At 60.6% G+C, this 409-nt stretch carries 1 protein-coding gene; it reads right to left on the bottom strand.

Features of this window, described 5'->3' with window-relative positions; translation table 11 throughout:
* Window positions 1–145: 145 nt before the first annotated feature.
* Window positions 146–409: nuclear transport factor 2 family protein (locus ACWELQ_RS34305; protein ID WP_452401180.1), on the bottom strand; the 264-nt coding region annotated here is incomplete at its 5' end.

The following is a 409-nucleotide window of genomic DNA, read 5'->3' as shown; positions in this document are numbered from 1 at the left end:
CACCAACACAACCCGCGCCGGAGCCCCTTAAACCTATTCCCCACCTATTTTTTTCCCCCCCCACCACCCCCACACCCCTCCCGGGCGAAAAAATACGCCGGGGCGTCCGCAACACCCCCCACCCCCCGCTTCTTTTGTGCCTGTTCTAGATCTTCTTCATCGTCGCCATGGCACGATCGGTCTCCCAGAAGGCGCGCAGGGCAAGGATTTTGCCGTCTGCGTCGACCTTGTAGGTGAAAACACCTTCGGCATCGATGATGTGGCCCCCCATCGTGGTCCGGATCAGTCCGGTGAACACGACTTCACTGCCACACGCGAACGAGTCGTCGAAGACGAACTCGATGGAGTCGGTCTGAGCGATTGCCTTGTCCCAGAACGCCGCAATGGCTTCCGCGCCACGGTGTCCCAC

The sequence above is a fragment of the Nocardia sp. NPDC004722 genome, from assembly GCF_053601505.1.
This window is presented reverse-complemented; position numbering and strand designations above follow the sequence as displayed.